At 70.2% G+C, this 12,462-nt stretch carries 14 protein-coding genes and 1 tRNA gene; 9 read left to right on the forward strand and 6 right to left on the reverse strand.

All coding sequences use genetic code 11. From position 1 onward, the window contains the following. Nucleotides 1-10 precede the first annotated feature (10 nt). Complete coding sequence (locus IEY69_RS08600) at nucleotides 11-367, forward strand: DUF6915 family protein (protein ID WP_189072713.1); 357 nt, start codon at nucleotides 11-13, stop codon at nucleotides 365-367. Continuing rightward, nucleotides 364-2,421 carry a hypothetical protein gene (locus tag IEY69_RS08605; RefSeq protein ID WP_189072714.1) on the forward strand — a complete coding sequence of 686 codons (2,058 nt, stop codon included), beginning with the start codon at nucleotides 364-366 and terminating at the stop codon, nucleotides 2,419-2,421. Before IEY69_RS08600 ends, IEY69_RS08605 begins: the two co-directional genes overlap by 4 nt. A 4-nt stretch (nucleotides 2,422-2,425) precedes the next feature. Here IEY69_RS08605 and IEY69_RS08610 read toward each other — a convergent pair whose 3' ends face one another. Beyond that, on the reverse strand, nucleotides 2,426-3,091 hold the full coding sequence (locus tag IEY69_RS08610; protein WP_189072715.1) for a hypothetical protein: 666 nt from the start codon (nucleotides 3,089-3,091) through the stop codon (nucleotides 2,426-2,428). A 71-nt stretch (nucleotides 3,092-3,162) separates the two neighbouring features. On the opposite strand from IEY69_RS08610, the gene IEY69_RS08615 reads away from it, so the two are divergent. The 4 genes from IEY69_RS08615 to IEY69_RS08630 all read left to right on the forward strand — a co-directional run bounded on the left by IEY69_RS08615 (nucleotide 3,163) and on the right by IEY69_RS08630 (nucleotide 6,542). Next, nucleotides 3,163-4,182, forward strand: a complete 1,020-nt coding sequence (locus IEY69_RS08615) for a threonine aldolase family protein (RefSeq protein WP_189072716.1) — start codon at nucleotides 3,163-3,165, stop codon at nucleotides 4,180-4,182. A gap of 71 nt (nucleotides 4,183-4,253) precedes the next feature. Further along, nucleotides 4,254-5,216, forward strand: coding sequence for a CPBP family intramembrane glutamic endopeptidase (locus tag IEY69_RS08620; protein WP_189072717.1), 963 nt, complete (start codon nucleotides 4,254-4,256; stop codon nucleotides 5,214-5,216). Next, nucleotides 5,213-5,617 (forward strand): YkvA family protein, encoded by a 405-nt coding sequence (locus IEY69_RS08625; protein ID WP_189072718.1) that lies wholly within the window; start codon nucleotides 5,213-5,215, stop codon nucleotides 5,615-5,617. Before IEY69_RS08620 ends, IEY69_RS08625 begins: the two co-directional genes overlap by 4 nt. 223 nt (nucleotides 5,618-5,840) lie before the next feature. Beyond that, nucleotides 5,841-6,542: a hypothetical protein gene (locus IEY69_RS08630; protein ID WP_189072719.1), complete on the forward strand. Its 702-nt coding sequence runs from the start codon at nucleotides 5,841-5,843 to the stop codon at nucleotides 6,540-6,542. Between the two features lie 49 nt (nucleotides 6,543-6,591). On the opposite strand, the gene IEY69_RS08635 is transcribed toward IEY69_RS08630, so the two are convergent. Further along, the gene (locus IEY69_RS08635; protein WP_189072720.1) at nucleotides 6,592-7,095 is read right to left on the reverse strand and encodes a DUF456 domain-containing protein; all 504 of its coding nucleotides are present in this window, start codon (nucleotides 7,093-7,095) and stop codon (nucleotides 6,592-6,594) included. 96 nt (nucleotides 7,096-7,191) lie between these two features. Further along, nucleotides 7,192-7,268 (reverse strand) — tRNA-Met (locus tag IEY69_RS08640). A gap of 173 nt (nucleotides 7,269-7,441) precedes the next feature. Here IEY69_RS08640 and fni point away from each other — a divergent pair. Further along, nucleotides 7,442-8,452, forward strand: coding sequence for a type 2 isopentenyl-diphosphate Delta-isomerase (gene fni / locus IEY69_RS08645; protein ID WP_189072721.1), 1,011 nt, complete (start codon nucleotides 7,442-7,444; stop codon nucleotides 8,450-8,452). A 173-nt stretch (nucleotides 8,453-8,625) separates the two neighbouring features. Further along, nucleotides 8,626-9,501 (forward strand): MJ1477/TM1410 family putative glycoside hydrolase, encoded by an 876-nt coding sequence (locus tag IEY69_RS08650; RefSeq protein WP_189072722.1) that lies wholly within the window; start codon nucleotides 8,626-8,628, stop codon nucleotides 9,499-9,501. Nucleotides 9,502-9,591: 90 nt separating this feature from the next. On the opposite strand, the gene ychF is transcribed toward IEY69_RS08650, so the two are convergent. The 3 genes from ychF to greA all read right to left on the reverse strand — a co-directional run bounded on the left by ychF (nucleotide 9,592) and on the right by greA (nucleotide 11,958). Continuing rightward, entirely contained in the window at nucleotides 9,592-10,689 is a 1,098-nt protein-coding gene (ychF, locus tag IEY69_RS08655) for a redox-regulated ATPase YchF (RefSeq protein WP_058976023.1), read from the reverse strand. A 350-nt stretch (nucleotides 10,690-11,039) separates the two neighbouring features. Further along, nucleotides 11,040-11,411 (reverse strand): SH3 domain-containing protein, encoded by a 372-nt coding sequence (locus IEY69_RS08660; RefSeq protein WP_189072723.1) that lies wholly within the window; start codon nucleotides 11,409-11,411, stop codon nucleotides 11,040-11,042. Between the two features lie 76 nt (nucleotides 11,412-11,487). After that, nucleotides 11,488-11,958 (reverse strand): transcription elongation factor GreA, encoded by a 471-nt coding sequence (gene greA / locus IEY69_RS08665; protein ID WP_189072724.1) that lies wholly within the window; start codon nucleotides 11,956-11,958, stop codon nucleotides 11,488-11,490. A gap of 130 nt (nucleotides 11,959-12,088) precedes the next feature. Between greA and IEY69_RS08670 the strand changes: the two genes are divergently transcribed. Beyond that, nucleotides 12,089-12,415: a hypothetical protein gene (locus tag IEY69_RS08670; RefSeq protein ID WP_189072725.1), complete on the forward strand. Its 327-nt coding sequence runs from the start codon at nucleotides 12,089-12,091 to the stop codon at nucleotides 12,413-12,415. The last annotated feature ends 47 nt before the right edge of the window (nucleotides 12,416-12,462 follow it).

The raw sequence follows: 12,462 nt of genomic DNA on the forward strand, positions 1-12,462 counted from the left end.
ACCCTGGGGCATGGCGCACCCGTACCACCACGCGATCAGCTCCAGCCGACAGTTCGGCGGGACGCCCGACGAGTACCTGCCCATCCACAACTGGTTCGACCAGACCAAGGCGCACCTGCCGGACGTCCGCCACCGCGCCGTCCTGCACTCCAGCCTGGGCATCTTCCTGTGCGAACAGGTCTTCGGGACGACCCTGACCCTCAGCACCGGCAAGAAGGTCCCCGTGCGATTGATCGGCGAGCAGCACGTCCGCGAGGACATGGGCGGCGAGATTCCCACCGTGCAGGACTGGCTGGGCGACCTGCCCCTGCGCCCCTGGATGGCCCGCGGCGCCGCCCGCCTGAGCGAACAGGAGGACGGACCGTGAGTGTCTTCCCGCAGGGGTTCACCCGCCGCCTGCAGCGCGCCGGGGTGACCCGCGTGCAGTTCGCATACCACTGGCACAGCGACGAAATGCAGCTGGAACTGGAGGTGCTCGGCGAAGACGGGCAGGCGCTGACCCTGCCGCCGGAACTGCAAGGGGAGATCCGGGAGGGGATTTACAGGGCAGATCTCGGTGGGTATCGCACGTACCTGTGGGACCTCGCCAGCGGTGAGGTGGTCCCGTTCGGGCAGCTGACGTACCTGACGGGCGACAGTCAGGACGGCACCTATCAGGTGACCTTCACTGGCGACCCGCAGGAGACACTAGCGGCCCACAGCACCCCCGGCCCGACGCGGGAACAGGTGGACGCCTGGGTGACCTCGCCCGACCCGCAGGTCCGCGCGGCGGTTGCCGGGAACCGGTCCGTGCCGGACGACTGGGTCACGCCGCTGCACGGGGAACTGGACCCGTCCGTCGCCTGGGCCATGCGTGACCGACCACGGCGCACCCTGTCACTGTCGAAACAGCAGACGGAGGCTGGGAACCCCGCCACCCTGCCCCGCACGCTGGACACCCTGGCCCGCAGTCAGTGGGCGCAGGTGCGCCGCGCGGTCGCCGCGAACCCCAGCACACCGGGCCGCACCCTGACCGACCTAGCGGGGGACCCCGAATGGCGCGTCCGGATTGCGGTCCTCAACAACCCGTCGGTGGGCGAGGACGTGCGCTCGGCGCTGCTGACGTTCTTCAGGGGAGCAGGCGTGAACCTGCGCCGCACTGCAGCCCGGGACGAACCTGTCCCACCGGACCTGCTGAACACGTACGCCGCCGACCCGGACCCGACCGTCCGCGCCGCCGTCATGGACCGCGCCGACCTGCCTGCCGCCCTGCTGGACCACCTGAAGGCCGACCCGCATCCGCTGGTGCAGGAAGCCCGCGGGTATCGCAGGGACAAGACTGGCGAGGCTCCCTTCGATTCGTCCTGGCCGCCCGAGGAGCAGTGGCGGGTGATCCAGACTGCTGAGGAGGACCGCTGGGGGCGCAATGCCATCTGGTCGCTGGCACAGGCACCCAACCTGCTACCAGAGGTGCGCGACGTGCTGCGGACGCAGCCGGGTGCGTTCGCGGCCCTGCTGAAACGCGACGACCTGACCGATGCGGAGCTGATGAACATGCTCGGGTATGGCTCCCTGCCGGTCTGGGCGCTGCCCATCCGGCCACTCGCGGCAGAGTTCTTCCAGAAGCTACTGCCCAAACTGGGTGAGTACGAACAGGGCGAACTCGCCGAACGTCCGGACCTGCCGCCCGACGTACGGGACACGCTCCTGAATTCAAACAACGTGGAAGTCCAGCTAAACATGGCCCAGAAAGCGCCGCTGGACGAGCCTCTGGCCCACCGCCTCGCCAGTGACCCAGAAGCCTGGGTTGCTAGGGCATTACTGGAAAACCCGACGTTGCCGCCTGCCGTAGCACGCGAGGTGTTGGCCCGCCTGGGACCGGACACACTCAACCCGTACATTCACACGAAGGAACCACTGCCGCCCGACCTGCTGGGCGTGTACGCCGAGGTCGCCACCGGGGACGTGCTGCTGAACCTCGCCGCCAATCCGGTCACGCCACCCCTGCCGATCATCGAGCAGTTGCGGGCGTTGGGGCCGGACGCGCTCCCGACCCTGCTGACCGACCCGACCACCCCACCTGGGATGCTGGCGCGGTTGGTGGGCACCGCGCACGACCTCCTGCTCGTGCATCACCCGAACTTCAACGCCGACCACCTGCGTGCCCTGATCACGCAGAGCATCCGCTCACCCCGCTTCTGGAACGCTTTCGGAGAGGAGGAGCGGCGCAACAGCGTACTGATTCACGCCATGCTCTCCTCACCGTTCATGACCCCCGACCTGTGGGACACGCTGGTATCGGTGCCGCACTTGGACTGGCAGCAGCGGGCCATGGTCGCTGCCCGCCCGGACCTGCCCGAGTTCATCGCGCGCCGACTCAAGGACGACCCCGTGCAGACCGTCGCGCGGGCGGTGCGGCGGGACCTCTGGCCGGACCCGTAGCCGTTCAGGGTCCCATGCCCGGGAAGGTCTCCCGGATGACCCGGCCGTTGTGGAAGGTGGTGACCTGATCGCCCCGGCCCGGCGCGCCGATGACCGTCCAGGTGGGGGCGCGCCGCAGGGTGTCCACGTCGGTCAGGGGTTCGTCGGGCGGGCCGCGCAGCCACAGGAGTTGCGTGGCGCTCAGGCCGACGCTGGAGGCGCGGGGCTGGCTGCTGAGGCGCTGCACGTCACGGGGTGGGGGCGTGAAGCTCAGCGTGCGGTTCAAGCGAGCCTCGTCCACGAAGGCGAAACGGAAGGTCGCGCAGGAATTTACCTCCAGTCCCTGCCACCAGCGGGGGAGAGGCCCGTTCCCGCTGCTGCCTGAGACGGGTTCCACCGGTCCCCGTGGTTCGAGCGTGAGGATGATGGCCTGCGGCGTTCTCTGCTCGCGGACGTGTCCTTTCACGCCGATTTCAACCTCGCGCGGGCCGGTCTGTTCGACCTGCGTGACCCGGACCGGGGTGCTCAGCGGCACGGCGTACTCGATGGTGCCGTTGCCCCGGACGCAGCGCAGCGGGCCGCCACCGTACACCCAGGCGTCCCGTCCGGCCATTCGCGCCAGTTCCGGCGGGAGCGTCGGGGGCGGAGCGTGGCAGGCGACCAGTAGGAGCAGGGCAGGCCAGGGGCGCATCGTCCAGGCATACCACCTCGTGTCCCGGGGCGCGTCCCACTTTGGGTGCGGCGCGGCGTAGCATCCGGGGCATGACTGAACTCGCCCGCCTGATTGCCGATCTGCGTTCCGATACCGTCACAACCCCCACGCCTGCCATGCGCGAGGCGATGGCGCAGGCGCCGGTGGGCGATGACGTGTACGGCGAGGACCCGACCGTGAACGAGTTGCAGGCGGAGGTGGCGCGCCTGACCGGGCACGAGGCGGGGCTGTTCATGCCGTCGGGGACGATGACGAATCAGGTGGCGATCGCGCTGCACACCCGCCGGGGCGAGGAGGTCATCTGCGCGGAGGGGTCGCACATCTACGAGTGGGAGCTGGGCATGATGGCGACCTTCAGTGGCGTGGTGCCGCGCTTCGTGCCCGCGCCGCTGGGTGTGCCCGCCCCGGAGGACGTGCGCGCCGCGATCCGCCGCAGCATCCACCAGTCCCCGAGCGGGCTGATCAGCCTGGAGAACACGCACAACAAGGCGGGTGGGACGGTGATCCCGCTGGACGTGCTGGCTGGGATTCGCGCGGTGGCGACCGAGGAGGGCCTGCCGCTGCATCTGGACGGCGCGCGGGTGGTGAATGCGGCGGTGGCGCTGGGGGTGCCGCTGCGGGACGTGACGGGGATGTTCGACACGGTCAGCGTGTGCCTCAGCAAGGGCCTGGGTGCGCCGGTGGGCAGTGTGCTGGTCGGCAGCGCCGCCCAGATGCGGCAGGCGCACCGCTACCGCAAGATGATGGGCGGCGGCATGCGGCAGGCGGGCGTGCTGGCGGCGGCGGCGCTCGTGGCCCTACGCGAGGGGCCCGCGCGGCTGGCGGAGGATCACCGCCGCACCCGTGAACTGGCCCACGCCCTCGTGAACGCGGGTTTTGACGTGAACCTGACGGCCGTGCAGACGAATATCATCTACGCCACCGTGCCCGACGCGGCGGCTCACGCGGCCCGCTGGAGCGAGCAGGGCGTCCTGTGCAACGCGCTCGGGCCGGACAGTGTCCGCTTCGTGCTGCACCATCAGGTGGACGACGAGGCGCTGGCGGGCGCGATCCGCGTGCTGACGGCCTGACGCGTGGCGTGGGGCGCGCCTCAACTTTCCGTTGACGCGCCTGTCGGCCCGTGCGCGGTAGGCTCGGGGGCATGACCGTTCCAGAGCCTGTCGCGCCCAGTGTGCCGCCCGTTCCGCCTGCCGATCCTGCCGGGGTGCGGGCGGTCAGTGGGAACCGCGCGGCGCTGACGCTGCTGGTCGTGCAGAACGTGGTGTCGGCGGTGCTAATGGGTGTGGGGGCGCCGCTGGGGCTGGCGCTGCTGGGGGCGTTCGCGGTGGTGGTGCTCGTGGCGTTCACGGCGTTCCGGAACACGATGAATGCGCTGCTGCGGGATTCGCGCTGGCGGACGCCGCCCGCATGGGGCGTGGCGCTGGCGGCGTTCGCGCTGGCGTTCCTGGCGTCGCGGGCGTTCGTGCTGGCGTTCGTGACGCTGGTGCCGTCGTCCGCGAACGCGGTGCCGCAGTTCCTCAGTCAGGGGGCGGACGTGTGGGTGCTACTCCTCGCGGCGGGCCTCCTGATCCCCTTCGCGGAGGAGGTCGCCTTCCGGGGTCTGCTGATGCGCGGGCACGAGCGGGCGGCGGGGTTCACGGTCGCGGCGGTCACGAGCACGCTGGTGTTCTCGCTGGCGCACGGCGTACCGGCCAGCGTGGTGGGGATCATCCCGCTGGCGTACGTGTTGGCGCGCGTCGTGCAGCACACGGGCAGCCTGTGGAACGGCGTGATCGTGCACGCGCTGAACAACACCATCGCGGTGGGGCTGGGCACCCTGCTGGCGGGTCGCCTCCCGTCCGACCCGGAGCGGGCGACCGAACTGCTGAAGAACGAGGCGCTGCGCCTGCCGATCGCCGGGGGTGCGGCGCTGTTCGGGACGGTGGTGCTCGTCGTGCTGCACCTGTGGCTGACCCCGAAGGCGGACCCGCAGGAGCGCAGCGCGCCCGGCCCGTGGCTGAGCGGCGCGTTCGTGATCATGCTGCTGTTCGGCCTGAGTGCGGGGGCGCTGACCCTGCCGGGCGTGGCGCAGTGGGTCACGGACCTGCGCGGCGCGCTGCGATGACCGACCCGGCCCGGCAGGGCCTGTGGGCGCGCGTGCGGGCGTTCGCGCGGCACCTGAAGGCGGAACTGCTCGCCCTGAGCCTCGCGGCCCGCGACCCGCGCAGCCCCTGGTACGCGCGGGCGTGGGCGCTGCTGGTCCTCGCGTACGCGCTGAGCCCCATCGACCTGATCCCGGACTTCATCCCGGTGCTGGGGCAGCTGGACGACCTGCTGCTCGTCCCGGCGGGGCTGTGGGTGGCGCTGCGCCTGATCCCGCCAGAGGTGCTCGTGGACGCCCGGCGCGAGGCGGCGACCCACCCACAGAAACTGGCCCGCAGCGCGCTGGGCGCGGCGCTGATCGTGCTGGTGTACGTGGCCCTGGTCGTGCTGGCGTGGGCGTGGTGGCGCGCCCGCAGCGGCTGATAAGGGCTCCGGTTGAAAGGTTTGCAAAAACTTTCAACCCGAGCGGATGCGACTCGCAGAGCTGCGCAGCAAAGCGGGTTCCGGGCGTGGAGTTGGCAACCCGGTGTGGTTCCGGGTGGTTAACGAAACAGACGGAATCCGTATGACAGGCGGAGGTTGACGGGCGGACCGGCAGGGCATCCGACTCCGGCACACGGCCGGGGGAGCGGGTAGCATGCTCCGGATGGCCCGTTCCCGCCCGACTGCCCCTCCCGCCCCTGTTCCCGAGGCGCCGCTGCCCGCCTCGATCCTGGCCGGGCCGCGCCTGTTCGCCCGCGCGCTGGCCCCCACCGAGCCGCTCGCGTGGCGGTACCTGGGTGTGGTGGCGGTCGCGGCGGTGCTGTCCGGAGGGGCATACGCGGCGCTGGTCCGCCCGGCGGTGAACCTCGCGGCCGAGGTGGCGGGCGGCGCGTCCCCGCTCGCATCACACGCGCTGAACGTGATCGGCGGGGCGTTCCTGTCCATGTTCACATTCGGGCTGATGTGGGGCCTGGGTCTGCTCGGTGCGGGCCGCGCGGGGCGCCCGGCGGAGGTGTTCGGCGCGACCTTCGCGCTGCTGCCGCCCCTGTACGTGCTCGTGATCGTCCTGAGCTTCCTGATTCCGGACGGCGCGTGGCGCCCGGCGGCGGACGCGCTGGCGGCGGTGGGCAAGGACCCGAACGCGGCGCAGCGGCTGGGGCTGGCGGGTCTGAAGACCACCTCGGCGGCGTTCCTGCTGCTCGTGGTTACGCTGGTGGCGCCGCTGGTGCAGTCCGGGCTGGCGTTCGTGGCGTTCCGCGAACTGACGGGCCGGGCGGGCCGCGCGGCGCTGGGCGCGCTGCTGCCACTGCTGCCCGCGCTGACGGTGGGGTTCATCGCGCTGGCGCCCGTGCTCCTGGCCCGCTGAACGGGAACCGCCCCGCGGGTGGGCGGGGCGGGGAAGAGGTGGGATCAGGTCAGAACACGCTCTTGGCTGGGTCCCACAGGCGCCACAGTTCGTACAGGCCGATCAGGAGGTGCAGGACAACTTTCGCGGCGATCCCGGCCAGCAGGCCGATCAGGGTGCCCCAGGCGCTGCGCAGCGCGTCCATGGGCGCCTTGCGCACGATCAGCAACTCGGCGGTCAGGGCGCCCAGCAGCGGCCCGACGATCAGGCCGAACGGGATGATCGGCAGGATGCCCACGATTCCGCCGATGATGGCGCCCCACACGGCCTGTTTGCTGCCGCCGTACTTGCGGGCGCCCCAGGCGGAGGCGACGTTGTCGATCATGCCGATCAGGACCGTGATGACCCCGAAGGTCATCAGGAACGGCAGGTCCGGCCAGGGCTGGAAGCCGTCGACCAGGGTGGCGGCGACGCTGCCGATGAAGATGATGGCGGTGGCGGGCAGGGCGGGCACGAAGGTGCCGATCATGCCGATTACCCACGCGACGAGGAAGATCAGGAACGCGAGACTCACGCGCCTCAGTACGCCACACGCGGCGCGTTCGTTCCCAGGGCGGCCGTCCCGCGTGGTGGGCACAACAGAAGAAACCCCCACCGAAGTGGGGGTGTTTGGTTGCAGGGACAGGATTTGAACCTGCGACCTCCGGGTTATGAGCCCGACGAGCTACCAGACTGCTCTACCCTGCGTTACTCTGGTTCTTCTTTTCGCTCTTTCTTCGCGTTGCCGCGTTCAGTGCTCAGGAATAGTATCTCCCGTTTCCGGATCTGTCAACACCTGCGTGCCGGTCCTCCACTGTCCATCAAGGATTGGCGGGCACAGCGACAGTCCACCCCGGGACGGGAAAGGTACGCTGGGCAGCGTGACCACGCCCGAGCCGACCGACCTGCCCACCCGTAAACTGCGGCACATCGAGGCTTGCCTGCGCCCCGACAGTCAGTACGCGCGGCAGACCACCGGGCTGGAGGACGTGCCCTGGCCGTACCGGGCCCTGCCGGAACGCAACCTGGAGGACGTGGACCTGCGCACCACCTTCCTGGGCCGCCCTCTGGCCGCGCCGGTCCTGATCGGCGCGATGACCGGCGGGGCCGAGGCGGCGGGCCGCATCAACCGTAACCTCGCCGTGGCGGCGCAGCGGCTGGGGATCGGCATGATGCTCGGCTCGCAGCGCGTGATGCTGGAACGCCCGGAGGCCGCCGCGTCCTTCCAGGTGCGGGACGTCGCGCCGGACATTCCCCTGATCGGGAATCTGGGCGGCGCGCAGTTCCTCCTCGGCTACGGTCCCGAGCAGGCCCGGCGCGCGGTGCGGGAAGTCGGGGCGGACGCGCTGGCCATTCACGTGAATCCGTTACAGGAGGCCATGCAGGTCGGTGGGGACACCCGCTGGGCGGGGTTGCGGGACCGGCTGGCCGAGGTGCTACTCGAACTGGACTTCCCGGTGATCCTCAAGGAGGTCGGGCACGGCCTGGACTCGGCGTCGGCGGCCCTGGCGGCCCCACTGGGGTTCGCGGCGCTGGACGTGGCCGGGGCGGGTGGGACCAGCTGGGCGCGCGTGGAGCAGATCGTGCAGTTCGGCGAGGTCCGCACGCCCGACCTGTGCGACCTGGGCGTGCCGACCGCGCAGGCGCTGCGGGACGCGCGACTGGCCGCGCCGGGCGTGCCGCTGATCGCGTCGGGCGGCATCCGCACGGGCCTAGACGCCGCGCGCGCCCTGTGCCTGGGAGCCGGGGTGGTCGCGGTGGCCCGCCCGCTGCTGGAACCTGCCCTGGCGAGCGCCGAGGCGGCCGAGGCGTGGCTGGCGAACTTCATCCATGAGCTGCGGGTGGCGCTGTTCGTGGGCGGTTACGCGGGCGTGACCGAACTGCGCTGCTGAACGACCCGCACCGAGGCGCGCAGGGCAGGAAAGGAGAGCGGCGCCGTGCGGGTGTACGATCCGGACGACGGCCGTTCTTTCCCCGTCCGCTGGAGGCCCCATGCCCTTCACCTGTTGTCTCCGTCCCATGTCTGCCCGGTGGTCTGTCCGGAGCTGGTCCGGGCGGTGTTGAGGTGGCGGCGCGGGTCTGGTGGGCGGCCCTGCTGCTGGGCGGCTGCGTCGGCCTGTCACTGGAGTCCGGCGTGAACAGGCTGCCGGTCCCGCTGAGTCAGGCGCGCACCTGGGGGTACCAGCTCACCGGGTACGGCAGGGACCGGTTGTCACGCGTGACGGCCTCACCGTTCGACGTGGTCGTGGTCGACACCATGGATGACGATGGTCAGCCCTGGCCCGCCCCGGAGGTCGCGCGTGCCGCCCGCGCGCACGTCCTGCTGGGCTACCTGAGCGTCGGCGCGGCCGAGGAGTACCGCCCGTACTGGCAGCCCGGCTGGCGCCACGGAATCCCCGCGTGGCTGCTGAACGAACAGCCCGACTGGCCCGGCAACTACGACGTGGCCTACTGGGACGCCGACTGGCAGGCGCTGACGCTGCGCGAACTGGACCGCGTGATCGACCAGGGCTTCACCGGCGCGTACCTGGACCTGATCGACGCCTACGAACAGCACCCGGACCGGCCCGCTGCCCGCGCCGAGATGGTGGGGTGGGTGTGCCGCCTCGCCGCGCACGCCCGCGCCCGCCGCGCCGGGTTCCTGATCGTCCCGCAGAACGCCGCCGAACTCATCCGCGACCCCCTCTACGCCCCCTGCGTGGACGCTCTGGGCAGCGAGGAAACCTACGTGTACGCCATGAACCGGCCCACCGAGGCCGCCCGCCGCGACGCTCTGCTCGCCGACTACGCCCTGTGGAAGGCCGCCGGGAAACCCGTGTTCACCGTGGACTACGCCGACCAGCCCGACCTGATCGGGCGCACGTACGCCCAGGCCCGCGCCCAGGGCCTCATCCCCTACGTCACCGTCCGCGAAGCTGACCGCCTCACCCCGGGTCAGTAGAGGAGGGGAGCCGGCGCTTAAATCTCCGGTTCCCCTCCAACTCGCTCCGCTCGGGTGAAACGGACCTCGCAGACCGTTCCACCGGAGAGATCACATGTTGTGCAGGACGTTCATGATGTCGCCGTCCTTCATGACGTACTCCTTGCCTTCGGTCCGCACCCAGCCCTTGCTCTTGGCGTTCGCCCAGCCGCCGGCCTCGACCATCTTGTCCCACTCGATGACCTCGGCGCGGATGAAGCCGCGTTCCAGGTCGCTGTGGATCTCCCCGGCGGCCTCCGGGGCCTTCTCGCCGCGGCGGATCGTCCAGGCGCGCACTTCCTTCTCGCCGCTCGTGATGAACGTGATCAGGCCCAGCGTGTCGTACCCGACCGTGACGAGCTGGTCCAGGCCGCTCTCCTGCACGCCCAGTTCCTCCAGGAACGCGCGGGCCTCGTCCTCTGGCATCTCGGCCAGTTCACCCTCGATCTGCGCGCTGATCTTCACGACCTGCGCGCCCTCGGCGGCGGCGTACTCGCGCACCCGCTGCACGTACTCGTTGTCCTCGGTCAGGTTGTCCTCGCCGACGTTCGCGACGTAGATCACGGGTTTGGTGGTGATCAGCCCGAACTCCTTGGGGATGGGCGCGTCGTACGTCCCGGCGCGGGCGGGTTTGCCCTCGGACAGCACGGCGATGATCTGCTCGGCCAGTTCCGCCTGCTCCTTGGCGTCCTTGTCGTTCCCCTTGGCTTTCTTCTGGAGGTTCTGGAGGCGTTTTTCCAGGCCGCCCAGGTCCGCGAGGATCAGTTCGGTGTTGATCGTCTCGATGTCGTCGATGGGGTCCACGCGGCCCGCGACGTGAATGACGTTCCCATCTTCGAAGCAGCGGACGACGTGCGCGATGGCGTCCACCTCGCGGATGTTCGCCAGGAACTGGTTCCCCAGGCCCTCGCCCTTACTGGCGCCCTTCACGAGGCCCGCGATGTCCACGAACTCCACGAACGTCGGGATGATCGGCGGGACGCGCTCACCCTTCGTGAACACGCGGCTCAGCGCGGCGAGGCGCTCGTCCGGGACGGTCACGCGACCCACGTTCGGTTCGATCGTCGCGAACGGGTAGTTCGCCGCGAGCGCCCCGGCGCGCGTGATGGCGTTGAACAGCGTGCTTTTGCCCACGTTGGGCAGACCGACGATACCAATAGCAAGACCCATACAGACTCCTTCCACGCGCCACTTGGCACGGCGCGGCAACCCTGACAGTGTACAGGGCCGCGCCCGCCCCGGCACCTGCTGCCCGGTCCGCCTGCTACATGTCCGGTGTCTCGCGTCCTGCGGCGCTGCCCGGCACGAAAACACCCCTGCCAGGGCAGGGGCGTGGGTGGGTGGATTAGGTTGCACGGTCCGCCAGAGGCCCGGGGTTTGACCGCACCGGGCGTCATTGGATCAGGTGCAACGCGCCCAGTGTCTCCGCATGGCCGCGTTCGATTTGTAGCTCTTCTGGCAGTATGGGTCGTTGTTAAACCCTCGTCCAAGGTCAGGATGAGACCCCCGGGCCATGGTGTTCAGCGGGCCATGAGGGGCCGGTCGAGCGTGTCGCAGGCGACGCCGTCGTGGTTGAGGTCGCGGCTGCCGGAGTAGGCCGCCTCGGTGCGGCGCAGGCCCTTCAGTCCAAGTGGCACGAGCTGTCGGCAGTCTCCGCTGACGTTCACGGTTGTCCGGAGGACCCAGCCGCGCCTGGGTCCCTGCTGCACGTCGCACCACAGGGCGAAGCAGCGGCGCAGGTCGAGGCGGGTGCCAGCGGGCAGGGAGCGCAGCGGCGCGCTGGTCTGGTTCGGTACGGGGTAGAGCGTGGCGGCCGGGACGACCCAGGCGGGTGTGGCGAGCGCCACGCCGCTCAGCATCAGCGGCAACAGGAGGCGGGTCAGGCGGGGCATGGTCCCGCTCAGTGTACCGGGCACGGTGAACGCCTCCCTTCACCCGAGGGGGGGGAGGCGCAGGGCGGTGCTGGGCTTACTGGTAGTCGACGCTGAGGATCTCGAACTCGGCGCTGCCCTTGGGGAGCTGCACGGTGACCTTCTCCCCGGCGCGGCGGCCGGCGAGGGCCTTGCCGATGGGGCTGGCGTCGCTGATCTTGCCGTTCAGGACGTCCACCTCGTACGTGCCGACCAGCTCGAACTGGTGCTCCTTGCCCTTCGCGTCACGCACGCGAACCTTGGCGCCCAGCCCGGCGCCTCCGGTGGCGTCCTCTTCGATGATCAGGGCGCGTTCCAGCTGACGTTCGAGTTCGGAGATGCGGGCCTCGTTCTCGCTCTGCTGCATGCGGGCCTCGTCGTACGCGGCGCTTTCTCGCAGGTCGCCGTCCTCGATGGCGCGGCCCATGTTCTCGGAGATCTCCTCGCGTTTGGTGGTCTTCAGGAAGTGCAGGGTTTCGACCAGTTTGTCGTACCCGCGCTGGGTCATCGTGATGCGATCCTTCGTCATAGACAGTCAAGTATAGGCGGTTTCCGGTGGTGGCGAGGTGGAACCTGACCGGTCGTTCCGGCCGGCAACATGAAGGTCACCCTGCCGTTTCCCCATGTGACGGCGCTACGGAGCCCGTACCCTCCGGGACATGACACGAGACGACGCGAGCGACTACGCCCCCGAGGGCGAGATCCGGGACGACGGCACCACCGGCGAACTGCTGAACGACAAGATGGCAGCCGAGGATCTGCTGCGCGGCGCCGCCAGTGCCGAGAGCAGCAACCCGAACGACCAGCCGGGTTTTCAGGACGGCGTACTGGGCGGCAGTGACTTCGAGGACCGCCAGGGCACCCCGAACAACGACGGGGACAGCGACCTCGAAGGCCGCGCGGCAGGCGGCGAGGGCACGCACCGCAGCGGCGGCATCGACGGCGGCCCGGCCCGCACGATGCCGCTCCCCGGCGCGAAGAAGTAATTCACTCAGTCAGGGGGGACCCCGGCCACACGGTCAGGGTCCCCTCG

The sequence above is a fragment of the Deinococcus sedimenti genome, assembly GCF_014648135.1.
Taxonomy (GTDB): Bacteria; Deinococcota; Deinococci; order Deinococcales; family Deinococcaceae; genus Deinococcus; species Deinococcus sedimenti.